The organism is Tepidimonas taiwanensis (genome assembly GCF_020162115.1).
Classification (GTDB): domain Bacteria; phylum Pseudomonadota; class Gammaproteobacteria; order Burkholderiales; family Burkholderiaceae_C; genus Tepidimonas; species Tepidimonas taiwanensis.
In genome coordinates this window covers 561053-583457 of record NZ_CP083911.1, presented here as the reverse complement: position 1 = coordinate 583457, position 22405 = coordinate 561053, and the positions used below count along the sequence as shown (strand labels likewise).

The window sequence follows — 22405 nt, the reverse complement described above, 5'->3', positions numbered from 1 at the left end:
TCGCCGCGGGCCCCGCCGCGCGCGGGGATCAGAACAGCTCACGCTCGGCCTCCAGGTACGCGAGGCTCGTGTATTTGCCGATGTTGGAGTCGAACCCCGCCATGCCTTTGGCGCGGGCGGCGACGCGCGGGTCCTTCAGCACCAGCTCCTTCGCGCGCTCGAGCGGCACGCCGTCCTTGACCGCCTGCACGCACGGCTCCCAGATGCCGCGCAAAAATGTGCCATAGTCCTTCAGCAGCGTCTTGCTGCCGCGCCCGTGACCGGGCCACCAGATCTGCTCACCCGCCGCCTGCTGCAGCGCGTCGTAGTACTTGAAGGTTCCCGGGTAAGAGCCATCGTCGATGTTGGCGATGCGGTTCTCCATCGCGATGTCGCCGACGTAGGTGAAGCGGTCCTGCACCACCTCAACGCACAGGTCCGACGGCGTGTGCGCCTTGCCGTAGTGGTGCATGCGCAGCGTGACGTCGCCAAACGTGAACGTCTGTCCGTGCTGCACCGCGCGGTTGGGTGCCACCACCTGCGTACCCATCGTCGCCTGGTTGGTCCAACGCTCCATCAGGCTGCGCCACAGGTTGCCTTCGGCCCCCTTGATCTGCTCGATCGTGTGCGGCAGCGCGTAAATTGGTAGCGCCTCGCCGAAGGTCTTGACGAACGCATGGTTGCCCAGCCAGTGGTCGCCGTGGTAGTGGCTGTTGAAGATCGCCACCACCGGCTTGTCGGTCACGGTGCGGATCATGCGGATCGCCATCTCGCCGTGCTGCAGCGAGCAGCCGGAATCGAGCACCACCACCCCGGCGGACGTCACGACGAACACCACGTTGGCCATGACCCCGCGGTTTTCCGGTGTCGGGAAACCGTCCTGCGCGTAGATCTGCCACACGTGGGCCGTCAGGCGCTCCGGCTTGATGTCGGGCACCGGCGGGCCCTCGATGAAATCCTGCAACTGCTGCGCAAAGAGCCGCACCTCCGGGACGGCGGCCAGGCCCGCCCCCATCACCCCGGCACCGGCCACCGCCTGCAGCCAGCGCCGCCGAGACCAACGAATATTCGCCATGATGACTCCTGCACGGACACTCTGCCCGATATATTTCTATAAGCATACAGCGATCGTTGCCGTTGTCCAGCACGGCGGCGACCTGCACGCCGGACGGCCGCCGCCGGTGCCGATGTGCCACCACCCCGGGAAAACCCCGATCGCCGCCTGTCCCGGAGACGACAGCGGCGCACCCCCGGGCCGCGCGACGATGCGGCGCGTTAAGGTTCATCAGGAGACGCGCCGATGCCATCGCCCCTGCGCAGTGCCACCGACCTGCTGTGCCAGTACGCGGCGTACCACCGCGACCGCCGCAACATCGCCACGCACTTCGTCGGTATCCCGATGATCGTGTTCGCCGTAGCCGTGTTGCTGTCGCGGCCCACGTGGACCGTCGGCGGACTCCCCCTCGCACCGATCCACCTGCTGTGGGCCGCCTCGACGCTGTGGTACCTGACGCGCGGCGCGCCCGCCCTTGGCGCGGCCACCAGCGCGGTCAACGGCCTGCTCGTCGCCGCGGCCCTGCCGCTGGCCGCGCTGCCCACCGCGACGTGGGCCGCCTGGGGCGTCGGGCTGTTCCTCGTCGGCTGGGTCATCCAGTTCATCGGCCACCGGTATGAGGGGCGCAAACCCGCGTTCGTCGACGATCTCGTTGGCCTGCTCGTCGGCCCGATGTTCGTGGTCGCGGAGGCGATGTTCGCCCTCGGCTGGAACCCGTCCCTGCAGGCCACGATCACCGAGCGCGCGGGGCCGCTGCGCACCGGGCACCGGCCCGCGCACAGCTGAGCGCAGCGCCCAACGCCCTGACGACCGTCAAACGCCCAGCGCCGATCCGGCCCCGAGCAGCGTCATCCCCCCCAGCGCGGCGAACACCGCGGCCGCCGCCCCCCGTACCCAGCGCATCGGGAGGCGCTGGGACAGGCGGTCGCCAACGAATACCGCGGGCACATCGGCGATCAGCATCCCGAAGGTCGTGCCCACCACCACCATCAGCGGAGCCGCGTAGTGCACCGCCATCGCCACCGTCGCGACCTGCGTTTTGTCGCCCATCTCCGCGAGGAAAAACGTCACCAGCGTCGCCCCGAAGACGCCGAAGCGCTGGGCGATCGACACCTCGTCCTCCTCGACGCGATCGGGTATCAGCGTCCACACCGCCATCGCGATGAACGACAACCCGAGCGCCCAGCGCAGAATGTCCGGGCTGACGTGCGCGACGATCCAGGCCCCCAGCGCCCCGGCCAATCCGTGGTTGAGGAGTGTCGCCAACAGAATGCCCGCGATGATCGGGGCGGGTTTCTTGAACCGCGCCGCGAGCAGAAACGCCAGCAGCTGCGTCTTGTCGCCGATTTCGGCCAGGGCGACGACGCCCGTCGAGACCCACAAAGCTTCCATGCGCACCACCACGGCCACACGCGGCCGCCCCGCCACCACCCGCCACGTCGGGGAACACCACGACGACGGCGCGAAAGTGCGCGATTGTACGCAGCCCACGGGCGCAAAAAAGGCCAACCGGATCCGGTTGGCCTGGGGTGATGGGCGGTGGAATCCGACACTGACCCCCAGCTCACCCTTCACGACCGATAGGAGGCGGCCCGCACGCGCGTGCCCACGTGTACGGAACGGCCATTGGCCCGGCGCGCCAGAAGGCCCGCCCGCGATGTCTGCCGGACGCCTAGCAGCTGGGAAACTACTGCACCAAGTGGTATGCTTTGCCAATGAGAAGAGTGTTCCGAACCCGGACATTCACCCGTTGGATGCGCAAGACCGGCTTGACCGACGACGCCCTGTGTGCAGCCGTTACCGAGATGGCCCAGGGACTCATCGACGCCGACCTGGGTGGCCATGTCGTGAAAAAGCGAATCGCGCTACCCGGGCAGGGTAAACGTGGTGGAGCACGGACCCTCGTGGCCACCAAGCTGGCGGACCGGTGGTTCTTCCTGTACGGGTTTGGCAAGAATGAACGGACCAATATCGACTTGGACGAACTGCGGGTGCTCCAAGAAGTGGCGAAGGAATTCCTGGCGTTCGATGAGCACCAATTGGGGACCGCGCTGGCGGCGGGTGAAATCGTGGAGGTGTGCAATGGCAACGACCCAACGTAAGAGTCGCATCCTGGACGAGATGCATGAGACCGCGCAGGGTCTGCACCGTGCTGGGCTTATCAGCAAACGGCGCATGGGCGAGTTTGATGCGCTTTGCCATCTCGACGTTCACGAGATGCCACCGCAGCGGATCAAATCGCTGCGCGAACAGGCTCGCCTCAGCCAGGCGGTCTTTGCCGCCGTGCTCAACACCAGCGTGTCCACGGTGCAGAAGTGGGAAGTGGGCGACAAGAAGCCGAGCGGCCCGTCCCTGAAGTTACTCAACCTGATCGAGCGCAAGGGTTTGGAAGCGGTACTGTAGCGTCGTGGACGCCGAACCGGGCCGTGTGAAAGTCCGGTGCGTTCATGACACCATTCCCGCCAACCGCGTCAGCAGTGGGAGAAAAGAACAGAAAAAAGGCCAACCGGATCCGGTTGGCCAGGGTGATTGGTGGAGCTGGGCGGAGTCGAACCGCCGTCCGCAAGCCTTCTTCGCGCAGTTCTACATGTGTAGCCGTCTGTTTGGAGTCTCACCCGGAGCGCCGCGCAGCGGCACGCTACGTCCCGGGCCAGCAACCTTGGATCTCATCGCACGGCAAGTTGCCCGCCGCACGACCAGCCGATGCAGATTCCCTTGCCGCCGCAGGGCCTGTCGACCCTTTGGCCCGGCCTATCGGCCGACCGGTGCAAGGCTCGCCGGATTAGGCGGCGAGAGCGAAACGTTCGTCGTTCGCAGTTACTTTGTTGCTGCTGTTTTACGAGGTCACAGCACCTCGACATGCCCTGCGGCGCGTCCGAACCCACGTCGAATCCAGTACAGCCCCGTGCTTGCTTAGTTTACGGCAATTCCAAAAAGTTCAAGAGGTCGAGCGGCCCGTCGATGATCGCTTCTGCCCCCCACGTCGCCACGTCGGCGTCGACGCCGAGATAGCCGTAGCGCGCCGCCACGGTGGCCATGCCCGCCGCCCGACCGGCGACGATGTCGCGCTCGTCGTCGCCGACGTAGACGCACGCCGCCGGTTCGACACCCAGCCGCCGGGCGGCCTCCAGCAGCGGCGCCGGGTGCGGCTTCGGGTGGGGCGTCGTGTCGCCACCGATCACGGTGCCCGCCGAGCGAAACAGCGGCAGCGCCGCCGTCAGCGGCAGGGCGAAGCGCTCGATCTTGTTGGTGACCACGCCCCACGGCAGACCCGCGTCCTCCAACGCCGCGATCAGCGATTCGACCCCGTCGAAAGGTCGGGTGCGGCGGGTCATGACCTCACCGTAGGTGTCCAGGTATTCGGCTTTGTACGCGTCAAAGGCGGGATGATCGGGCGTGAGGCCGAAGGCCGCCTCGATCATGCCGCGTGCGCCGCTGCTGGCCCGCGGCCGGTAGTACGCCTCGTCCAGCGGCGGCAACCCGCGCCGCTCGCGCATGCGGTTGGCCGCGTCACCCAAATCGGGGGCGCTGTCGACCAGCGTTCCGTCGAGGTCGAACAACACCGCCTGAAACCGGGTGCGGCGCGTCACGGTGCCTCCTTGACCGTGGCCAGGAGATAGTTGACGCTGGTGTCGTCGGTCAGCGCATAGCGGCGTGTCAGGGGGTTGTAGGTCAGGCCGCGCGTGGCACGGACCTCCAACCCGGCACGGCGGCAAAACGCCGCGAGTTCACTCGGGCGGATGAACTTGCCGTACTCGTGCGTGCCGCGCGGCAACAGGCGCAACACATATTCCGCCCCGACGATCGCGAACAGGAAGGACTTCGGGTTGCGGTTGAGCGTGGAGAAAAAAACCCAGCCCCCGGGCTTGACGAGGGTCGCGCAGGCCGCCACCACGGACGCAGGGTCGGGCACGTGCTCCAGCATCTCCATGCAGGTGACCACGTCGTACTGGCCCGGCTGCTCGGCCGCCAGCTGCTCGGCGCTGACGAGCCGGTAGCGCACGCCCGCCACCCCATGCTCCAGTGCGTGCAGCTGCGCTACCTTCAGCGGCTTGTCGGCCATATCGATACCCAGCACCTGTGCGCCCTGGCGCGCCATCGCCTCGGCCAAGATGCCGCCGCCGCACCCGACGTCCAACACGGCACGGCCGCGCAATGGGCCGGCCACCGATTCGATCCACCCCAGCCGCAGGGGGTTGATCTGGTGCAACGGCCGAAACTCGCTGTCGGGATCCCACCAGCGGTGGGCCAGTTCGGAAAACTTGGCCAATTCGGCCGCGTCGACGTTCAAAGGCGCATCCATGGCGTGATTATCGCGGGGCCCGATCGTACGGCGGGGAATGAAAACGACGAACCCCGCCGGGGGGCGGGGTTCTGCGGGCATGCCCACAGGGTCGACAACGCGACCCCGGGAATGCGCGGCGATCAGCGGGTGCCGACCACCTCGATTTCGACGCGGCGGTTCTTCGCGCGGCCTTCGCGCGTGCGGTTGTCCGCCACCGGCTGGGTTTCACCCTTGCCCTCGGTGTAGATGCGGTTGGCGTCGATGCCCTTGCTGACCAGGTAGGCCTTGACCGCTTCGGCACGGCGCACCGACAGCTTCTGGTTGTAGCCTTCCGGACCGGTGGAGTCGGTGTGGCCAACCGCGATCACCACCTCCAGCTTGATGCCCTTGACCTTCTCGACCAGGTCATCCAGGCGCGCCTTGCCTTCGGGCTTGAGCACAGCCTTGTCGAAGTCGAAGAAGGCGTCGGCGGCGTAGGTCACCTTGGCCGGCGCAGCCGGAGCGGGCGCGGGCGCCGGAGCGGGTGCGGGTGCCGGCGCAGCGGCCGGAGCCGGGGCAGGCGCCGGAGCCGGAGCCGGGGCGGGCGCCGGGACAATGGCACCGTCGCAATCCTTGGCAGCGGTCGCGGGCGTCCAGCTCGAATTGCGCCAGCACAGCTCGTTGGTCCCGTTCTTCCACACCAGGTCGCCGGTGCCGTTGCGCCAGTTGTCGATGGTTTGGGCGCCTGCGGCGGAGGCCATGGCAGCCGTCGCGAACAGCGCAGCAATCTTGGTGAGCTTGTTCATGGGTTTCCTCTTGAATTGGGGAACGATGCAGGTATTCGAGCGTTTTGCCCAGAGCATTCTGGGGGCTCTGGTTTCATTTTGCCACAAAACACTGCCGACAAATCAACATTCCCGACACCCGCGTGACGATGGCGCAACACACCACCCTTCTTCGCCCCCGCGCCGACACCCTCACGCGCCGCCATGTGGGACGACACACAGGGCGGCGGGTGCGGGGCGTTCCTTACAATAAAGCCCCATTGTCCATTGGCCGCCGCGACGACCGGCGGCACCCAGCGGACGTCGCGCCCAGGCCGGACGTCCTCCCCACAGCGGCGTTCCCATGACCTCGTTTGCCAAAGAAACCCTCCCCGTCAGCCTCGAAGAGGAGATGCGCCGCAGCTACCTCGATTACGCGATGAGCGTGATCGTAGGGCGCGCGCTGCCCGATGCCCGCGACGGCCTCAAACCCGTGCACCGGCGTGTGCTGTACGCGATGCACGAGCTGGGCAACGACTGGAACCGCCCGTACAAAAAGTCGGCGCGCATCGTCGGCGACGTGATCGGTAAATACCACCCGCACGGCGACAGCGCGGTGTACGACACCATCGTGCGCATGGCGCAGGACTTCTCGCTGCGCCACATGCTCATCGATGGGCAGGGCAACTTCGGCTCGGTCGACGGCGACAACGCCGCGGCGATGCGCTACACCGAGATTCGCCTGGCCAAGATCGCGCACGAGATGCTGGCCGACATCGACAAGGAGACCGTCGACTTCGGCCCCAACTACGACGGCAGCGAGCGCGAGCCGCTGGTGCTGCCGACGCGGCTGCCCAACCTACTGGTCAACGGCAGTGCCGGCATCGCGGTGGGGATGGCGACCAACATCCCGCCGCACAACCTCAACGAGGTGGTGGACGCGTGCCTGCACCTGCTGGCGCACCCGGAGGCGACGGTGGACGACCTGATGGCGTTCATTCCGGCACCGGACTTCCCCACCGCCGGCATCATCTACGGTATCCAGGGCGTGCGCGAGGGCTACCGCACCGGGCGCGGGCGCGTCGTGATGCGGGCCAAGTGCCACTTCGAGGACATCGACCGCGGCCAGCGACAGGCGATCATCGTCGACGAGATCCCGTATCAGGTCAACAAGAAGGTGCTGCTGGAGCGCATCGCCGAGCTGGTGCGCGACAAGCGCATCGAGGGCATCAGCCACATCCAGGACGAGTCCGACAAGTCCGGGATGCGGGTGGTGATCGAGCTCAAGCGCGGCGAGGTGCCGGAGGTCGTGCTCAACAACCTCTACAAGCACACGCAGCTGCAAGACACCTTCGGCATCAACATGGTGGCGCTGGTCGATGGCCAGCCCAAGCTGTGCAACCTGAAGGACCTGCTGGACATCTTCCTGCAGCACCGGCGCGAGGTGGTCACACGCCGCACGGTGTTCGAGCTGCGCAAGGCGCGCGAGCGAGGTCATGTGCTCGAAGGCCTGGCGGTGGCGCTGGCCAATATCGACGAATTCATCCGCATCATCCGCGAAAGCCCCACCCCACCGGTGGCCAAGGCCGAGCTGATGGCGCGGCGCTGGGACAGCGCACTGGTGCGCCAGATGCTCACGCGCGCGCGCGCCGATGGCACCGTCGTCAACGCCGACGACTACCGGCCCGAGAGCCTGCCGCGCGACGTTGGGCTGCAGGCCGACGGGCTGTATGCGCTGTCCGAGACGCAGGCGCAGGAAATCCTGCAGATGCGGCTGCAACGCCTCACGGGTCTGGAGCAGGACAAGATCGTCGCCGAGTACAAGGACGTCATGGCGCAGATCGACGACCTGCTGGACATCCTCGCGCGCCCCGAGCGCGTGACGGCCATCATCGCCGACGAACTGCGTGCGATCCGCGCCGAGTTCGGTCAGACCAAAGCCGGGGCGCGCCGCAGCCAGATCGAACACGACGCGCAGGAGCTCGACACCGAGGACCTGATCACGCCGCAGGACATGGTGGTGACGCTGTCGCACGCCGGCTACATCAAGGCGCAGCCGCTGTCCGAATACCGCGCGCAGCGCCGCGGCGGCCGCGGCAAGCAGGCCACAGCGACGAAGGAAGACGACTGGATCGACCAGCTCTTCATCGCCAACACACACGACTGGATCCTGTGTTTTTCCAACCGCGGGCGGCTGTACTGGCTCAAGGTGTGGGAAGTGCCCTCCGGCTCGCGCGGCTCGCGCGGGCGCCCGATCGTCAACATGTTCCCGCTCGCCGAGGGCGAAAAGATCACCGTCGTGCTGCCGTTGACCGGCGAGTTCCGGCGCTTTCCGGCCGACCACTACGTGTTCATGGCCACCGCGCAGGGGGTGGTCAAAAAGACCGCACTGGATGAGTTTTCCAACCCGCGCAAGGCCGGCATCATCGCGGTCGACCTCGACGAGGGCGACTACCTGATCGGTGCCGCGCTGACCGACGGCGCGCACGACGTGATGCTGTTTTCCGACGGCGGCAAGGCGGTGCGCTTCGATGAAAACGACGTGCGCCCGATGGGACGACAGGCACGTGGCGTCAAGGGCATGGCGCTGGAAGAAGGCCAGCGCGTGATCGCGATGCTCGTGGCCGAGGACGAGTCGCAGAGCGTGCTGACCGCGACCGAGAACGGCTACGGCAAGCGCACGCCGATCACCGAATACACCCGGCACGGCCGCGGCACCAAGGGGATGATCGCGATCCAGCAGTCGGAGCGCAACGGCAAGGTCGTCGCGGCGACGCTCGTGCGACCGGAGGACGAAATCATGCTGATCACCGACCGTGGTGTGCTGGTGCGCACGCGCGTGGCGGAGATCCGCGAGATGGGCCGCGCGACCCAGGGCGTCACGCTCATCAGCCTGGACGAGGGCGACCGCCTGAGCGGCCTGCAGCGCATCGCCGAAAACGACGATGGCGGCGATGACCGCGAGGCGGGCGACGACGGCAGCCGCGGCCCGGCGGACGCGGACGGCGGGGAGGCCTGATCCGATGGCGCGCCCGTACAACTTCTCCGCCGGCCCGGCGGCGATGCCCGAAGCGGTGCTGCAGCAGGCCGCGGCCGAGATGCTCGACTGGCACGGCTGTGGCATGGGCGTGATGGAAATGAGCCACCGCGGCGCGGCGTTCGGCGAGATCCTGGAGCGCGCCGAGCACGACCTGCGCACGCTGCTGGCCATTCCGGACCACTTCAAGGTGCTGTTCTCCCAAGGGGGGGCGCTCGCGCACAACGCGATCGTGCCGATGAACCTGGCGGGTCGGCACCCGCGGCGGGCGATCGACGTCGTCGTCACCGGCGCGTGGAGCCAGAAGTCGGCGCAGGAGGCCGCGCGCTACGGCGACGTGCACGTCGCGGCCAGCGGCGAGCCCGCCCGCTTCACCGCGATCCCCGCCCCGGCGACGTGGGCACTGCGGCGCGATGTGGCGTACGTGCACCTGTGCAGCAACGAAACGATCCACGGGGTGGAGTTCCACACGCTGCCGGATCTGCGCGCGCTGGGTTGTGACGCACCGCTCGTGATCGATTTTTCGTCGCACGTGCTGTCGCGGCCGATCGACTGGTCGCGCGTGGGCCTGGCGTTCGGCGGCGCACAGAAAAACGTCGGCCCGGCCGGGTTGACGCTGGTCATCGTGCGCGAGGACCTGCTCGGACACGCGCTGCCGATCTGCCCCAGCGTCTTCGACTACCAGCGCCTGGCCGAGGCGCACTCGATGGCCAACACGCCGCCCACCTACGCGATCTATATCGCGGGGCTGGTGTTCCAGTGGTTGCTCGCGCAGCGCGAGGGCGACCGCACGGGCGTGGCGGCGATGGAGGCGCGCGCGATCGCCCGCGCCCAGCGCCTTTACGCCGCGATCGACGGCTCGTCGCTCTACGTCAACGAGGTCGAGCCCGCGGCGCGCTCGCGCATGAACATCCCCTTCTTTTTGCGTGGCGACGACGGCAAGCCGCTGCGCGACCCCTCACACCCCCGTAACGCCGCGTTCCTCCAAGGGGCGCAGGCGCGCGGACTGCTGCAGCTCAAAGGCCACAAGTCGGTGGGCGGCATGCGTGCCAGCCTCTACAACGCGATGCCGATGGCGGGTGTGGAGGCCCTCGTCGAGTACCTGCGGGACTTCGAGCGCGGTGCCTGAAGTGCGCCGCCGGCCCGCCCCCACGAACGGCCTGACATGACCGACGCTCCGCCGCCCGCCCCCACCGACCAGACCCCGCCGACGCCCGTGGCCAGCCCGCGCCTGCTCGCACTGCGCCAGCAGATCGACGCCATCGACCGCCAGCTGCTCGCGCTGCTCAACGAGCGCGCCCGCCTCGCCGAGGCAGTAGGCGAGGTCAAACGCGCCGAGGGGTCGCCGTTCTTCCGTCCGGACCGCGTGGCGCAGGTCATCGCCAACATCGAGGCGATCAACACCGGACCGCTGCGCAACCAGCACGTCGCCGCCATCTGGCGCGAGATCATGTCCGCCTGTCTGGCGCTGGAGGCGCCGCTGCGCGTCGCCGTCCTCGGCCCCGAGGGCACCTTCTGCGAACAGGCGGCGATCGATTATTTCGGCAGCGCCGCGGAACTGATCTACTGCCCGAGCTTCGACGAGGTGTTTCACGCGACGGCGGCGGGCACCGCGCAGTTCGGCGTCGTCGGCGTGGAAAACTCCACCGAAGGCGTGGTGGCGCGCTCGCTGGACCTGTTCCTGCGCTCGCCGGTACACATCGTCGGCGAGATCAGCCTGCTGGTGCGGCACAACCTGCTGCGGCAGGAGCCGAGCCTGGACGGCATCGAGGTGGTGATGGCGCATCCGCAGGCGCTGGCGCAGTGTCAGGGGTGGCTCGCCACCCACCTGCCGCACGCAGAGCGCCGCGCGGTGGCGAGCAACGCCGAGGGCGCAAGGCTGGCGACGACGAACCCGCGCTGGGCGGCGATCGCCAGCGAACGCGCGGCGTCGCAGTACGCGCTGCACATCGTCGCCCACGCCATCCAGGACGAGGCGTACAACCGCACGCGCTTTGCCGTCATCTGCCTGCCGCAGACGATGGCCATGCCCGCAGCGAGTGGCCGCGACTGCACCAGCATCGTCGTGTCGGTGCCGAATCGCCCGGGCGCGGTGCACGACCTGCTCAAGCCCCTCAAGGAGCACGGGGTGTCGATGACGCGCTTCGAGTCGCGCCCGGCCAAGTCCGGCCAGTGGGAGTACTATTTCTATATCGACATCGCCGGCCACCCGTCGCAACCGCACGTCGCCGCGGCGCTGCAGGAGCTGCAGGGGCTGTGTGCGTTCTACAAGGTGCTGGGCGCCTACCCCGTTTCGGAGTGAGGCGATGTCCGTCCCCACGGCGCCCCTGACACCCGCCGCCTCGCTCGTGTCCGATCGCCCGACGCCCGCCGATCTCGACGGGACGGGCCGCGGTCCCGCCGGTCCCGCGACCGTGCGGCGGTTGGCCGTGATCGGCTGCGGGCTGATGGGCGGCTCGTTTGCGCTGGCGCTGCGCGCGGCGGGGCTCGTTCGGGAGATCGTCGGGCACGCGCGCTCGCCGCAGACGCTCGCTTACGCACGCGAGCACGGCGTCATCGACGTCGCCGCCCCGACGGCCGGGGCCGCGGTGGCGGGGGCCGATCTGGTGCTGCTGGCGGTGCCGGTGGCGGCCACCGAACCCACGCTGCGCGCCATTCGCCCACACCTGGCCGCCGACGCGTGGCTGATGGATGTGGGCTCGACGAAGGGCGACGTGGTGGCGGCCGCGCGCGCGGCGCTGGGGGACCGGCTGCCGCGCTTCGTCCCCGCCCACCCGATCGCCGGCAAGGAACGCGCCGGGGTCGAGCACGCCAGTGCCGACCTGTACCGCGGCTGCCAGGTGATCCTGACCCCGCTGGCGGAGACCGACCCCACCCTGCCCCCGCGCGCGACCGCCCTGTGGCGGGCACTGGGCGCGCGCGTGCGCACAATGAGCCCCGAAGCGCACGACGCCGCCTATGCCGCAGTGAGCCACCTGCCGCACCTGCTGGCCTTTGCCGCCGTGCATGCGCTGGCGCAGCAGGCGGACGGCACCGCGTACCTGCGCCTCGCCGGGCCGGGGTTTCGGGACTTCACCCGCATCGCAGCCAGCGACCCCGACGTCTGGCGCGATATCCTGCTGGCCAACGCCGCGCAGGTGCGGGCGCAGGCGGCGCATTTCCGTGCCGCGCTGGACACCTTCGAGGCCGCACTCGCGACCGGCGACGCCGCGGCGCTGCGCGACCTGATCGCGGCGGCGAGCCGCATCCGCGCCGACTGGGCGGCGGGTGCCGCCGCGACCGCCCCCTCCGACGACACCCCATGTACCGCACCGCCTTCCTCGACATCCCCCCGCTGACGCGCGCCGGCGGCACCGTCCGGCTGCCGGGCTCCAAGAGCATCTCCAACCGCGTGTTGCTGCTCGCCGCGCTGTGCGACGGCGAGACGGTGATCGAAGACCTGCTCGACTCCGATGACACACGGGTGATGCTCGACGCGCTGGTGGCGCTGGGCTGCGGACTGCAGCGGCTCGGGCCGACCACGGTGCGCGTGCGCGGGCTGGGCGGGCGGCTGGCGGTACGCGAGGCGCGGCTGTTCCTCGGCAACGCGGGCACGGCGATGCGGCCGCTGACGGCGGCGCTGGCCGTGCTGACCGCGCAGCAGGGCGGGCGCTTCGAGCTGTCGGGCGTGCCGCGCATGCACGAACGCCCGATCGGCGACCTGGTCGATGCGCTGGTCGAACTCGGCGCGCGCGTGCAACCGCTGGGCCAGCCGGGCTATCCGCCACTGGCCGTCGGGGGCGAACCCACGTCGCTGCGGCTGGACACCCCCGTGCGCGTGCGCGGCGACGTGTCCAGCCAGTTCTTGACGGCGCTGCTGCTGGCGCTGCCGCTGGCCGCGGCGCAGCGTCCGATCACCATCGAGGTGCTGGGCGAGCTGATCTCCAAGCCGTATATCGAGATCACGCTGCGGCTGCTGGAGCGCTTCGGCGTGACGGTGCAGCGCGCGGGCTGGTCGCGCTTCGTCATCCCCGCGGGGGCGCGCTACACGACGCCCGGGCGCATCCACGTCGAATCGGACGCCTCGTCGGCCAGCTATTTCATCGCCACCGGCGCCATCGCCGCGACCGACGCCCCCGTCACGATCGAGGGGTTGGGCCTCGCCTCGATCCAGGGCGACATCCGCTTCGTCGAGGCGGCGCAAGCCATGGGCGCGCACATCGACGGCGAAGCCAACCGGCTGCACGTGCGCCGCGGCGCCTGGCCGCTGCGCGCCATCGACCTGGACTGCAATCACATCCCGGACGCGGCGATGACGCTGGCGGTGATGGCGCTGTACGCCGACGGCCCCAGCACGCTGCGCCACATCGGCAGCTGGCGTGTGAAGGAAACCGACCGCATCGCGGCGATGGCCACCGAGCTGCGCAAATTTGGCGCAAGCGTCGAGGAGGGCCCGGACTGGCTGCGCGTGCACCCGCTGCCCCACGACGGCAGCGGCTGGCGCGCCGCGGCGATCCACACCTACGACGACCACCGCATGGCGATGTGCGCGTCGCTGGCCGCCTTCAACCCCGCGCGGCAGCCGGTGCGCATCCTCGACCCGCAATGCGTCGGCAAGACCTTCCCCGATTATTTCGAGACGCTGTGGACGGTGACGCAGGCCGACCCCGCCCGCATTCCCGTGCTCTGCATCGACGGCCCGACCGCGTCGGGCAAGGGGACGCTGGCCGCCGCGGTGGCCGAGCGGCTGGGCTACCACGTGCTGGACTCGGGCGCGCTGTACCGGCTGGTGGGACTGGCCGCCGAGCGCGCGGGCATCGCCACCGACGAGGCGGCGCTGGCCGACCCCGCGGTCGTCGCACGGCTGGCAGCGCTGGCCGAGCGGCTGCCGGTGCGCTTCGGCGACGGGCGCATCTGGCTCGACGGCGACGACGTGACGCAGGCCGTGCGCAGCGAGGCCGCCGGCATGGCGGCCTCGCGCGTGTCGGCGCTGCCCGCGGTGCGCGCGGCGCTGCTGGCGCTGCAGCGCGGCTTTCGGCGGCTGCCGGGGCTGGTCGCCGACGGCCGCGACATGGGGACGGTCGTGTTTCCGGACGCGCCGCTCAAGGTCTTCCTCACCGCCAGCGCCGCCACGCGCGCCCAGCGGCGGTACGAGCAGTTGATTTCGCGTGGAGAACCCGCTAACATTGATAGCCTTTTGGCCGACCTTGAGGCGCGGGATGCGCGCGACCGAGCGCGCGCGGCGGCGCCGCTTAAGCCGGCCGAAGATGCGTTGCTGCTTGACAACTCTGCTCTGTCCGTCGACGAGACGGTGCAGACGGTACTGTCGTGGTGGCAGCGCCGCCAGCCGTTTGGCGACTGAGGGCGTCCGCCTCGGTCGCACGGCCGGCCTTGCTGGCCCCGAGGGATCAGCCGCAGCGGCGGCCCCCGAGGGTTCGACAACCCAACCGCCCGACACCGTCGGGTCTACCCCAACCGCCGCCGGCTGTGGACGAAGCCGCGGCACCCAGGAAACTGCATGTCTGAATCGTTTGCCGCCCTGTTCGAAGAGTCGCTCAAGCGCGCCGAGATGCGCGCCGGCGAGGTCATCACCGCCGAGGTGGTGCGCATCGACCACAACCACGTGGTCGTCAACGCAGGGCTGAAATCCGAGGCCTACATCCCCCTGAGCGAGTTCAAGAACGACCAGGGCGAGCTCGAGGTCCAGGTCGGTGACTTCGTCGCCGTGGCGGTCGAGGCCGTCGAGAACGGCTATGGCGACACCATCCTGTCGCGCGACAAGGCCAAGCGGCTGGCCTCGTGGATGGCGCTGGAAAAGGCGCTGGAGTCGGGCGAATTCGTCACCGGCACCACCACCACCAAGGTCAAGGGCGGCCTCAAGGTCATGGTCAACGGCATCAGCGCCTTCCTGCCCGGCTCGCTGGTCGACACGCGGCCGGTCAAGGATCTCACGCCCTACGAGGGCAAGACCATGGAGTTCAAGGTCATCAAGCTCGACCGCAAGCGCAACAACGTGGTGCTGAGCCGTCGCGCGGTGATCGAGGCCTCGATGGGCGAAGAACGCGCCAAGCTGCTCGAAACCCTCAAGGAAGGCGCGATCGTCACCGGCGTCGTCAAGAACATCACCGAGTACGGGGCGTTCGTCGACCTCGGCGGCATCGACGGGCTGCTGCACATCACCGACATGGCGTGGCGCCGCGTGCGTCACCCGAACGAGGTGGTGCAGGTCGGCCAGGAAGTCACCGCCAAGGTGCTCAAGTTCGACCCCGAGCGTCAGCGCGTGTCGCTGGGCCTCAAGCAAATGGGCGACGACCCGTGGCTGGGCGTGGCGCGCCGCTACCCGGCCGGCACGCGCCTCTTTGGCAAGGTCACCAACATCACCGACTACGGCGCGTTCGTCGAGCTGGAGCCCGGCATCGAGGGCCTGGTGCACGTGTCCGAAATGGACTGGACGAACAAGAACGTCGCGCCGAACAAGGTCGTGTCCATCGGCGACGAAGTCGAGGTCATGGTGCTCGACATCGACGAGGACAAGCGCCGCATCAGCCTGGGCATGAAGCAGTGCAAGCCCAACCCGTGGCAGGAGTTCGCCGACACGCACAAGCGCGGCGACAAGGTCAAGGGCCCGATCAAGTCGATCACCGACTTCGGCGTCTTCGTCGGCCTGGAAAACGGCATCGACGGGCTGGTGCACCTGTCCGACCTGTCGTGGAACGAGCCCGGCGAAGTGGCCGTGCGCAACTACAAGAAGGGCCAGGAAGTCGAAGCGGTCGTGCTCGGTGTGGACGTCGAGCGCGAGCGCATCAGCCTGGGCATCAAGCAGCTCGACGCCGATCCGTTCACGACCTTCGTGTCGATCCACGACAAGGGCGCGACCGTCACCGGCACCGTCAAGTCGGTCGATGCCAAGGGCGCCGAGATCGACCTGGGGCAGGATGTCGTCGGCTACCTGCGCGCCAGCGAGATCTCGCGTGACCGCGTCGAGGACGCGCGCAACGTGCTGAAGGTCGGCGACGAAGTCACCGCGGTGATCGTCAACATCGACCGCAAGAACCGCAGCATCCAGCTCTCGATCAAGGCCAAGGACGCTGCCGACCAGCAGGAAGCGATGGCGAGCCTGGCGCAGTCGTCCGGCACGGCCGGCACGACCAACCTGGGGGCGCTGCTGCGCGCCAAGCTCGACAGCCAGAACGGCTGACGCCCACCACCATCCGCCACGGTCCGCCGTGGCGGATGATCGGTGCTCCCCGACCCGGCGGCCTTCCCCCCCGCCGGGTTTTGTTTTCGGGCGACGGGACACGTGCCGGGCGACGGCTCGGGGACACAACCGCTGCCCTGTCGGGGGCGTGTCCGCGGCCCCAGCGGCCTCGGCATAATGGCGGTATGAACCGCAGTGACATGTACGAGGCGCTCGCCGCGCGCCACCCCCACCTGTCGGTGACCGACGCCGAGATGGCGGTCAAAACCCTGCAGGAGGCGTTGACCGAGGCGCTGATCGCCGGACAGCGCATTGAAATCCGGGGCTTTGGCAGCTTTGCGCTGCACGAGCGGCGGGCCCGCCGGGCGCGCAACCCGCGCACCGGCGAATGGGTCGACGTGCCGCCAAAGCGCGCCGTGCATTTCAAGCCCGGCAAGGCCCTGCGGGAAGCGGTCGACCGGCAGCGAGGTCGCCCATGAAGGTGTTGGGCTGGCTGTGGAAGGCGGCGGCGTTTTTCCTCGTCTTCGCGCTGGCACTCAACAACCAGGCGCCGGTGCGCGTGCACGGGCTGTTCGGCGCGTACTGGGACGCGCCGCTCGCACTGGTGCTGCTGATCGTGCTGTTCGCCGGGGTGCTGTTGGGGATGGCGGTGATGGCACCGCTGTGGTGGCGCGCCCGTCGCCACGCCCGCACGCCGGCGACCCCGCCGGCCCCTGCCCCCACCCCCGTCGCTGACGACGCGTCCGTGCATGGCATTTGATTTCACGTGGCTGCTGTGGGCGCTGCCGCTGGCGTTCGCGCTCGGCTGGCTGGCGTCGCGCTGGGATCTGCGCCAGTGGCGCCTGGAGGGCCGCCAGGCCCCGCGCGCCTATTTCCGCGGGCTCAACCACCTGCTCAATGAGCAGCAGGACCAGGCCATCGACGCGTTCATCGAGGCGGTGCGCCACGATCCGGATGCGGCCGAGCTGCATTTCGCGTTGGGCGCTCTGTTCCGCCGCCGCGGGGACTACGACCGCGCGGTGCGCGTGCACGAGCACCTGCTCGCGCGCGCCGACCTATCGCCGCGCGATCGCGAACGGGCGCAACACGCGCTGGCCCACGATTTTCTGAAGGCCGGCTTGCTGGACCGGGCCGAGGCGGCGTTCCAGGCGTTGCTGGGCACGCGCTACGACACCGAGGCGCGGCTCGCGCTGCTGGGCATTCACGAACGCTCGCGCGACTGGGCGCGGGCGGCGCAGATGGCCGAAGCCCTGGAGGGCAGCGACCGCGGCAGCTTCCGGCTGCGCCTGGCGCATCACCGCTGCGAACAGGCGGCGGCGCTGCAGCGGCATGGCCACACCAGCGAGGCTCTCGCGCTGCTGGAGGCGCTCGTGACCCGCATTCCCGAATCCGCGCGGGCCTGGGTGTCGCTGGCCGAACTGCGCCAGACGCTGGGCAACACCGCCGGGGCGCTCGCGGCGCTCGAGTCGCTGTGCACGCACTGCCCCGAGCACGTGCCGCTGGTCGCCCATGGGATGGCGCAGTGGTCGCGGCTGTTGGAGCGCGTCGAGCCGACGCGCCAGCGCCTGCGTGACTGGGCCCAGCACCACGCGCCGTCGCTGGACGTCACGCAGGCGCTCGCGTCGCTGGAAACCGACCCGGCGCAGGGCCGGCAGCAGTATCTGCACCACCTGCGGCAGGAACCATCGCTGGTCGCGGCGACGCTGTGGCTGGCCGGCGTGCCGCTCGGCGCTGCGGACGAGGACCCGCTCGTGCGCCGGGCGCTGGAGCGTGCGAGCGAACCGCTCAAGCGCTACCGCTGCGCCGCGTGCGGGTTCGAATCGCGCCAGTACTTCTGGCACTGCCCCGGCTGCCAGGGGTGGGACACCTACCCGCCGCGGCGCGTCGAGGAGCTCTGACCCCACGGTCGGTCGACGCGGGATTGCTCGCCAACCTGTCGCAGATCGTAGCCCCCGTCCGCAGGCCCCGGTCCGGGCGGCATCAGCCGGTCACGATGGCCTCCAGCGCCCCTTCGTCGCGGATGCGGTAGAGCCGCCCGATGCGGTCGAGCGGCTCGATGACGCCGGCACGCGCCAGCGCGCTGATTTCGCGGCTGACGGTTTCGAGCTTGAGGTCCATCATCGCGCCCATGTCCTCGCGCGAGAACAGCGTCACGACCGACGGATCGGTCGCGTGGCGCATCTTGAGGATGAAGTTGGCGACGCGCTGGCGCGCCGTGCCGAAGTTGAGCGCGGCGAGCCAGTCGTCGGCCTCCTTGAGCGCCTGTTGCCACTTTTGCAGCAGGCGCCAGTGCAGCCGGGGCGAGTTCTGCGCCAACCGGTGGATGACGTCGGTGGGAATGCGGCACACGGACACCTCGGTCAGCGCGGTGGCTTCGCTGTCGTAGCGGCTGGTGGCCAGCGCCTCCAGCCCGACGACGTCGCCGGGACGCAGCACGCGCAACACGCGCTGACGACCGTCCGGCGTGCTGCGCACGAGCTTGATGAGGCCTCTGCGCAGCGTGAAGACGCCGAACGCCGATTCCCCTTCCTGATACAGCGACTGCCCCGCGCCGTACACCAGGTCGTCGATCGGGGCGTGGATGAGGTTGAAATCCTGCTCGTTGAGGTCCGCGAACAACACCATGTCGCGGATTCCGCACGCCTTGCAGTCGGCGGTGCCGCGCCACGCAGATTCGGTCTTGATCGGAATCATGCCCCGATTGTCCCCCGAATCGCCGCACGGGCGGCGCCGACGCTCAGGACACCCGCGGGGCCAACTCGCCCTTTTCGTAGCGGCGGCGCATCTCGTCGAGGCTGTAGATGCGGCCGATGCGGCTGGCCATGCCGGCGCTGCCGAATGCCTCGTAGCGCGCCTTGCAGATGGCCGACATCGCCTTGGTCGCTTCCTTGAGGAACTTGCGCGGGTCGAAGTTCTTGCGGTCTTCGGCCAGGTGCTGGCGGATCGCGCCGGTGGCGGCCATGCGCAGGTCGGTGTCGATGTTGACCTTGCGCACGCCGTGTTTGATGCCCTCGACGATCTCCTCCACCGGCACCCCGTAGGTCTGGCCCATGTCGCCGCCGTAGCGGTTGATGATGGCGAGCCAGTCTTCCGGCACGCTGGAGCTGCCGTGCATGACCAGGTGGACGTTCGGGATGCGGGCGTGGATTTCCTTGACGCGGTCGATGCGCAGCACCTTGCCGGTGGGCTTTTGCGAGAACTTATACGCGCCGTGGCTGGTGCCGATGGCGATCGCGAGCGCGTCGACCTGGGTCTTCTGCACGAAGTCGGCGGCCTCGTCCGGGTCGGTCAGCAGCATCGAGTGATCGAGCTCGCCCTCGGCGCCGTGCCCGTCTTCCTCGCCGGCCTTGCCGGTCTCCAGCGACCCGAGGCAGCCCAGCTCGCCTTCGACCGAGACGCCACAGGCGTGCGCGATGTCGGCGACCTGGCGCGTGACGCGCACGTTGTACTCGTAGCTCGCCGGCGTCTTGCCATCTTCCAGCAGGCTGCCGTCCATCATCACCGAGCTGAAGCCCGACTGGATCGAGCGCATGCACACGCCCGGCGACGCGCCGTGGTCCTGGTGCATGCACACGGGGATGTGCGGGTACATCTCGATCGCGGCGGCCACGAGGTGGCGCAGGAACGGCTCACCGGCGTAGGAGCGCGCCCCCGCCGACCCTTGCAGGATGACGGGGCTGTCGACCGCGTCGGCCGCCTGCATGATGGCGTGGATCTGCTCCATGTTGTTGACGTTGAACGCTGGCAGGCCGTAGCCATGCTCGGCCGCGTGGTCCAGCAGTTGGCGCAGGGTGATCAGGGCCATGGGGTTACTCCTCGGGTCTCGTTGTCAGTGTGGGAATCGAACAAGCCGTGAACGCCACTGCTCAGCGCTGCTGCGCGCGGCGCTGCAGCACCTCGAACGCCGGCAGCGTCTTGCCCTCCAGCACTTCGAGGAACGCGCCGCCGCCGGTGGAGATGTAGCCGATGTCGTCGGTGACGCCGAACTGCGCGATCGCGGCCAGCGTGTCGCCGCCACCGGCGATCGAGAACGCCGGCGAATGCGCGATCGCCGCCGCGAGCATGCGCGTGCCGCCGGCGAAGGCCGGAAACTCGAACACGCCCACCGGGCCGTTCCAGACCACGGTACCGGCGCGCGCGACGATGTCGGCGAGCCGTGCGGCGCTGCGCGCCCCGATGTCGAGGATGCGCTCGTCCGCGCGGACGTCATCGACGCCGCAGCGCCGCGGCGTGGCCGTCGCGCTGAACTCGGTGGCCACGACCACGTCCTCGGGCAGCGGCACCTCGGCCCCGCGCGCGCGCATGCGCTCCATCACGCGGCGCGCCTGCTCGACCATGTCCGGCTCGGCCAGCGACGCCCCAATCGGGTGCCCGGCCGCGAGCAGGAAAGTGTTGGCGATCCCCCCGCCGACAATCAGCTGGTCGACCTTGTCGGCCAGGCTCTCGAGGATCGAGAGCTTCGTCGAGACCTTGGAGCCGCCGACGATCGCGACCAGCGGCCGCGCCGGCTGCTCCAGCGCGCGCGTCAGCGCGTCGATTTCCGCGGCCAGCAGCGGGCCGGCGCAAGCGACCGGCGCGTACTCGGCGATGCCCGTCGTCGTCGCCTCGGCCCGGTGCGCGGTGCCGAAGGCGTCGTGCACGAAGATGTCGCACAGCGCCGCCATGCGCCGCGCCAGCTCGGGGTCGTTCTTCTTCTCGCCCTTGTTGAGGCGGCAGTTTTCCAGCAGCACGACCTGCCCCGGCGCGAGCGCGAAGCCCCCGTCGACCCAGTCGGTGACCAGCGGCACCTCGCGCCCGAGCAGCTCGGCCAGGCGCGCGGCCACCGGTGCCAGGCTGTCCTCGGGCTTGGGCTGTCCCTCGGTGGGGCGGCCGAGGTGCGACGTCACCATCACCGCCGCGCCCGCGTCCAGCGCCATCTGGATGGCCGGGACGGAGGCGCGGATGCGCGTGTCGTCGGTGATGCGGCCCCCGTCACCGAGCGGGACGTTGAGGTCGCTGCGGATGAAGACGCGCTTGCCGGCCACCTCGCCGCGCGCGCACAGGTCGGCGAATCGCAAAATGTCCATCGTGGGCATCCTCCGGGCCGCTGCGTCAGAGCGCGCGCGCCACGACGCGCGCCATCTCCAGGCACTTGTTGGAGTAGCCCCACTCGTTGTCGTACCACGACACGAGCTTGACGAAGGTGGGGTCGAGCTGGATGCCGGCCTCGGCGTCAAACACGCTGGTGCGCGGCTCGCCGCGGAAGTCGGTGGAGACCACCTTGTCCTCGGTGTAGCCGAGCACGCCGGCCAGCCCGCCCTCGGCCACCGGCTTTTCGGCCATCGCGCGCATCTCGGCGCAGATCTCCTCGTAGCTGGCCGGGCGCTCGAGCTCGCAGGTGAGGTCGACCACCGAGACGTCGCTGGTCGGCACGCGGAACGCCATGCCCGTGAGCTTCTTGTTCAGCGAGGGGATCACCTTGCCCACCGCCTTGGCCGCGCCGGTGGAGCTGGGGATGATGTTTTCCAGGATGCCGCGGCCACCGCGCCAGTCCTTGTTGCTCGGTCCGTCGACGGTCTTTTGCGTCGCGGTGGCGGCGTGCACGGTGGTCATCAGGCCGCGCTTGATGCCCCACTTGTCGTGCACCACCTTGGCCAGCGGCGCCAGGCAGTTGGTCGTGCAGCTCGCGTTGCTGATGATGTCCTGCCCGGCGTAGGCGGTGTGGTTGACGCCGTAAACGAACATCGGCGTGTCGTCCTTGCTGGGAGCGCTCATCACGACCTTGCGCGCGCCGGCCTGCAGGTGCTTGCGGGCGCTCGCGTCGTCCAGGAACAGACCCGTGGACTCGATCACCACGTCGGCGCCGACATCACCCCAGCGCAGATTGGCCGGATCGCGCTCGGCGGTGAGGCGGATGCGCTGGCCGTTGACGATCAGCGTGTTGCCCTCGACCGCGATGTCGCCGTCGAAACGCCCGTGCACGCTGTCGTAGCGCAGCATGTAGGCGAGGTACTCGGGTTCGAGCAGGTCGTTGATCCCGACGATTTCGATGTCACCGCGGAAGTGCCGCTGCGCAGCCCGAAACACCATGCGCCCGATGCGCCCGAAACCGTTGATGCCGACTCGAATGGTCATGGAGAGCTCCTGATGA

At 69.2% G+C, this 22405-nt stretch carries 21 protein-coding genes and 1 other RNA gene; 12 read left to right on the top strand and 10 right to left on the bottom strand.

The features are described from left to right. Positions 1-28 precede the first annotated feature (28 nt). A complete protein-coding gene (locus tag LCC91_RS02735) occupies positions 29-1054 on the bottom strand; it encodes an MBL fold metallo-hydrolase (RefSeq protein WP_043703036.1) in 1026 nt (341 codons plus the stop codon). A 225-nt stretch (positions 1055-1279) separates the two neighbouring features. Between LCC91_RS02735 and LCC91_RS02730 the strand changes: the two genes are divergently transcribed. Next, positions 1280-1819, top strand: a complete 540-nt coding sequence (locus tag LCC91_RS02730) for an Mpo1 family 2-hydroxy fatty acid dioxygenase (RefSeq protein WP_043703034.1) — start codon at positions 1280-1282, stop codon at positions 1817-1819. Between the two features lie 27 nt (positions 1820-1846). On the opposite strand, the gene LCC91_RS02725 is transcribed toward LCC91_RS02730, so the two are convergent. Then, positions 1847-2425 carry a TMEM165/GDT1 family protein gene (locus LCC91_RS02725; RefSeq protein ID WP_043703117.1) on the bottom strand — a complete coding sequence of 193 codons (579 nt, stop codon included), beginning with the start codon at positions 2423-2425 and terminating at the stop codon, positions 1847-1849. 323 nt (positions 2426-2748) lie between these two features. Here LCC91_RS02725 and LCC91_RS02720 point away from each other — a divergent pair, with 323 nt between their 5' ends. After that, entirely contained in the window at positions 2749-3135 is a 387-nt protein-coding gene (locus tag LCC91_RS02720) for a type II toxin-antitoxin system RelE/ParE family toxin (protein WP_043703032.1), read from the top strand. Next, entirely contained in the window at positions 3116-3436 is a 321-nt protein-coding gene (locus tag LCC91_RS02715; RefSeq protein ID WP_043703031.1) for a helix-turn-helix domain-containing protein, read from the top strand. Before LCC91_RS02720 ends, LCC91_RS02715 begins: the two co-directional genes overlap by 20 nt. Before the next feature lie 127 nt (positions 3437-3563). On the opposite strand, the gene ssrA is transcribed toward LCC91_RS02715, so the two are convergent. The 4 genes from ssrA to ompA form a co-directional block, all read right to left on the bottom strand. Continuing rightward, positions 3564-3938: a transfer-messenger RNA gene (ssrA, locus tag LCC91_RS02710) on the bottom strand. Between the two features lie 13 nt (positions 3939-3951). After that, a complete protein-coding gene (gph, locus tag LCC91_RS02705) occupies positions 3952-4623 on the bottom strand; it encodes a phosphoglycolate phosphatase (protein ID WP_043703029.1) in 672 nt (223 codons plus the stop codon). Beyond that, on the bottom strand, positions 4620-5336 hold the full coding sequence (gene ubiG / locus LCC91_RS02700) for a bifunctional 2-polyprenyl-6-hydroxyphenol methylase/3-demethylubiquinol 3-O-methyltransferase UbiG (RefSeq protein ID WP_043703028.1): 717 nt from the start codon (positions 5334-5336) through the stop codon (positions 4620-4622). The genes gph and ubiG overlap by 4 nt, the downstream gene beginning before the upstream one ends. A 122-nt stretch (positions 5337-5458) precedes the next feature. Further along, positions 5459-6103 (bottom strand): outer membrane protein OmpA, encoded by a 645-nt coding sequence (gene ompA / locus LCC91_RS02695; protein ID WP_043703026.1) that lies wholly within the window; start codon positions 6101-6103, stop codon positions 5459-5461. Positions 6104-6425: 322 nt separating this feature from the next. Here ompA and gyrA point away from each other — a divergent pair, with 322 nt between their 5' ends. From gyrA to lapB, 9 genes are all read left to right on the top strand, one after another. Continuing rightward, the gene (gyrA, locus tag LCC91_RS02690) at positions 6426-9080 is read left to right on the top strand and encodes a DNA gyrase subunit A (protein ID WP_043703025.1); all 2655 of its coding nucleotides are present in this window, start codon (positions 6426-6428) and stop codon (positions 9078-9080) included. A 4-nt stretch (positions 9081-9084) separates the two neighbouring features. Further along, positions 9085-10227, top strand: a complete 1143-nt coding sequence (gene serC, locus LCC91_RS02685; RefSeq protein ID WP_043703023.1) for a 3-phosphoserine/phosphohydroxythreonine transaminase — start codon at positions 9085-9087, stop codon at positions 10225-10227. 36 nt (positions 10228-10263) lie between these two features. Next, complete coding sequence (pheA, locus tag LCC91_RS02680; RefSeq protein WP_052231737.1) at positions 10264-11400, top strand: prephenate dehydratase; 1137 nt, start codon at positions 10264-10266, stop codon at positions 11398-11400. A gap of 4 nt (positions 11401-11404) precedes the next feature. Continuing rightward, positions 11405-12436, top strand: coding sequence for a prephenate dehydrogenase (locus tag LCC91_RS02675; RefSeq protein WP_082007693.1), 1032 nt, complete (start codon positions 11405-11407; stop codon positions 12434-12436). Further along, on the top strand, positions 12400-14439 hold the full coding sequence (locus LCC91_RS02670) for a bifunctional 3-phosphoshikimate 1-carboxyvinyltransferase/cytidylate kinase (RefSeq protein WP_043703021.1): 2040 nt from the start codon (positions 12400-12402) through the stop codon (positions 14437-14439). The genes LCC91_RS02675 and LCC91_RS02670 overlap by 37 nt, the downstream gene beginning before the upstream one ends. A 156-nt stretch (positions 14440-14595) precedes the next feature. Further along, positions 14596-16275 carry a 30S ribosomal protein S1 gene (gene rpsA / locus LCC91_RS02665; protein ID WP_043703020.1) on the top strand — a complete coding sequence of 560 codons (1680 nt, stop codon included), beginning with the start codon at positions 14596-14598 and terminating at the stop codon, positions 16273-16275. Between the two features lie 185 nt (positions 16276-16460). After that, complete coding sequence (locus LCC91_RS02660) at positions 16461-16754, top strand: HU family DNA-binding protein (protein ID WP_043703018.1); 294 nt, start codon at positions 16461-16463, stop codon at positions 16752-16754. Then, positions 16751-17035, top strand: coding sequence for a LapA family protein (locus tag LCC91_RS02655; RefSeq protein WP_043703016.1), 285 nt, complete (start codon positions 16751-16753; stop codon positions 17033-17035). Before LCC91_RS02660 ends, LCC91_RS02655 begins: the two co-directional genes overlap by 4 nt. After that, positions 17025-18173, top strand: a complete 1149-nt coding sequence (lapB, locus tag LCC91_RS02650) for a lipopolysaccharide assembly protein LapB (RefSeq protein WP_043703014.1) — start codon at positions 17025-17027, stop codon at positions 18171-18173. Before LCC91_RS02655 ends, lapB begins: the two co-directional genes overlap by 11 nt. Before the next feature lie 82 nt (positions 18174-18255). Here lapB and LCC91_RS02645 read toward each other — a convergent pair whose 3' ends face one another. The 4 genes from LCC91_RS02645 to gap all read right to left on the bottom strand — a co-directional run bounded on the left by LCC91_RS02645 (position 18256) and on the right by gap (position 22389). Then, complete coding sequence (locus LCC91_RS02645) at positions 18256-18969, bottom strand: Crp/Fnr family transcriptional regulator (protein WP_143897828.1); 714 nt, start codon at positions 18967-18969, stop codon at positions 18256-18258. Positions 18970-19012: 43 nt separating this feature from the next. Then, entirely contained in the window at positions 19013-20080 is a 1068-nt protein-coding gene (gene fba / locus LCC91_RS02640) for a class II fructose-bisphosphate aldolase (protein WP_043703011.1), read from the bottom strand. Between the two features lie 61 nt (positions 20081-20141). Further along, positions 20142-21341 carry a phosphoglycerate kinase gene (locus LCC91_RS02635; protein ID WP_043703009.1) on the bottom strand — a complete coding sequence of 400 codons (1200 nt, stop codon included), beginning with the start codon at positions 21339-21341 and terminating at the stop codon, positions 20142-20144. Positions 21342-21366: 25 nt separating this feature from the next. Continuing rightward, positions 21367-22389 carry a type I glyceraldehyde-3-phosphate dehydrogenase gene (gap, locus tag LCC91_RS02630; protein ID WP_043703007.1) on the bottom strand — a complete coding sequence of 341 codons (1023 nt, stop codon included), beginning with the start codon at positions 22387-22389 and terminating at the stop codon, positions 21367-21369. Positions 22390-22405: the final 16 nt, after the last annotated feature.

Excerpts from the sequence above, each read along its gene's own strand:
- rpsA (WP_043703020.1), top strand. The coding sequence starts at position 14,596 with ATGTCTGAATCGTTTGCCGCCCTGTTCGAAGAGTCGCTCAAGCGCGCC.
- LCC91_RS02715 (WP_043703031.1), top strand. The coding sequence starts at position 3,116 with ATGGCAACGACCCAACGTAAGAGTCGCATCCTGGACGAGATGCATGAG.
- LCC91_RS02670 (WP_043703021.1), top strand. The coding sequence starts at position 12,400 with ATGTACCGCACCGCCTTCCTCGACATCCCCCCGCTGACGCGCGCCGGC.
- gap (WP_043703007.1), bottom strand. The coding sequence starts at position 22,389 with ATGACCATTCGAGTCGGCATCAACGGTTTCGGGCGCATCGGGCGCATG.
- LCC91_RS02720 (WP_043703032.1), top strand. The coding sequence starts at position 2,749 with ATGAGAAGAGTGTTCCGAACCCGGACATTCACCCGTTGGATGCGCAAG.
- serC (WP_043703023.1), top strand. The coding sequence starts at position 9,085 with ATGGCGCGCCCGTACAACTTCTCCGCCGGCCCGGCGGCGATGCCCGAA.
- LCC91_RS02660 (WP_043703018.1), top strand. The coding sequence starts at position 16,461 with ATGAACCGCAGTGACATGTACGAGGCGCTCGCCGCGCGCCACCCCCAC.
- LCC91_RS02645 (WP_143897828.1), bottom strand. The coding sequence starts at position 18,969 with ATGATTCCGATCAAGACCGAATCTGCGTGGCGCGGCACCGCCGACTGC.
- ompA (WP_043703026.1), bottom strand. The coding sequence starts at position 6,103 with ATGAACAAGCTCACCAAGATTGCTGCGCTGTTCGCGACGGCTGCCATG.
- LCC91_RS02635 (WP_043703009.1), bottom strand. The coding sequence starts at position 21,341 with ATGGACATTTTGCGATTCGCCGACCTGTGCGCGCGCGGCGAGGTGGCC.
- LCC91_RS02735 (WP_043703036.1), bottom strand. The coding sequence starts at position 1,054 with ATGGCGAATATTCGTTGGTCTCGGCGGCGCTGGCTGCAGGCGGTGGCC.
- LCC91_RS02730 (WP_043703034.1), top strand. The coding sequence starts at position 1,280 with ATGCCATCGCCCCTGCGCAGTGCCACCGACCTGCTGTGCCAGTACGCG.
- lapB (WP_043703014.1), top strand. The coding sequence starts at position 17,025 with ATGGCATTTGATTTCACGTGGCTGCTGTGGGCGCTGCCGCTGGCGTTC.
- ubiG (WP_043703028.1), bottom strand. The coding sequence starts at position 5,336 with ATGGATGCGCCTTTGAACGTCGACGCGGCCGAATTGGCCAAGTTTTCC.
- pheA (WP_052231737.1), top strand. The coding sequence starts at position 10,264 with ATGACCGACGCTCCGCCGCCCGCCCCCACCGACCAGACCCCGCCGACG.
- fba (WP_043703011.1), bottom strand. The coding sequence starts at position 20,080 with ATGGCCCTGATCACCCTGCGCCAACTGCTGGACCACGCGGCCGAGCAT.
- LCC91_RS02675 (WP_082007693.1), top strand. The coding sequence starts at position 11,405 with ATGTCCGTCCCCACGGCGCCCCTGACACCCGCCGCCTCGCTCGTGTCC.
- LCC91_RS02725 (WP_043703117.1), bottom strand. The coding sequence starts at position 2,425 with ATGGAAGCTTTGTGGGTCTCGACGGGCGTCGTCGCCCTGGCCGAAATC.
- gyrA (WP_043703025.1), top strand. The coding sequence starts at position 6,426 with ATGACCTCGTTTGCCAAAGAAACCCTCCCCGTCAGCCTCGAAGAGGAG.
- LCC91_RS02655 (WP_043703016.1), top strand. The coding sequence starts at position 16,751 with ATGAAGGTGTTGGGCTGGCTGTGGAAGGCGGCGGCGTTTTTCCTCGTC.